Origin of the sequence: Ralstonia sp. SET104, assembly GCF_003851545.1 — a bacterium.
Classification (GTDB): Bacteria; Pseudomonadota; Gammaproteobacteria; order Burkholderiales; family Burkholderiaceae; genus Ralstonia.
In genome coordinates, this window is sequence record NZ_BHVX01000045.1 from 1 (window position 1) to 508 (window position 508).

Sequence of the window (508 nt, forward strand, 5' to 3'; positions counted from 1 at the left end):
GAGCACAGCAAGACCCTGCAAGTCATGTGCGGCGCCAACACGCCTGCCTACGTGAGCGTGCAGGACAATCGCAACACCAGCGCCATCATGGACACCGCCATGAAGACCGCCCTGGGCGACGCGTCGCTGGCTGACACGCAAGTGTTTGGCCTGGGTACGAACGTCGAGAACACCAGCGAGAACATTGGCGCCTACACCATCAAGATGGGCCCGGCCGATGTGGTGACCACCTTCGGCGGCGGTGCCGTGAAGCAAGCGGCCGTGCTGAGCTCGACCGACAAGGCCGCATGGACTGCCTCGACCCTGCCGGTGGCGATGAGCGGCAACGCGGCGCAGTACTACTCGGCTGGCGAAGCCACCTCGAGCGCCACGCCGGTGTCCGGCCGCACCTGGAGCTTCCCGCTGACGGTGAAGGCGGCGCTGAACAACACCACCGGCCTGTCGGTGATCAACAGCGTGCCGCTGGATGGTTCGGCCACCTTTACGGTGTCGTACCACTAACCCCGGT

1 protein-coding gene is annotated in these 508 nt (G+C 65.4%); it reads left to right on the plus strand.

Annotated features, from left to right (window positions below):
• On the plus strand, window positions 1-501 hold a 501-nt coding region (locus tag PSUB009319_RS22995), incomplete at its 5' end, for a hypothetical protein (protein ID WP_185453544.1).
• Window positions 502-508 lie beyond the last annotated feature (7 nt).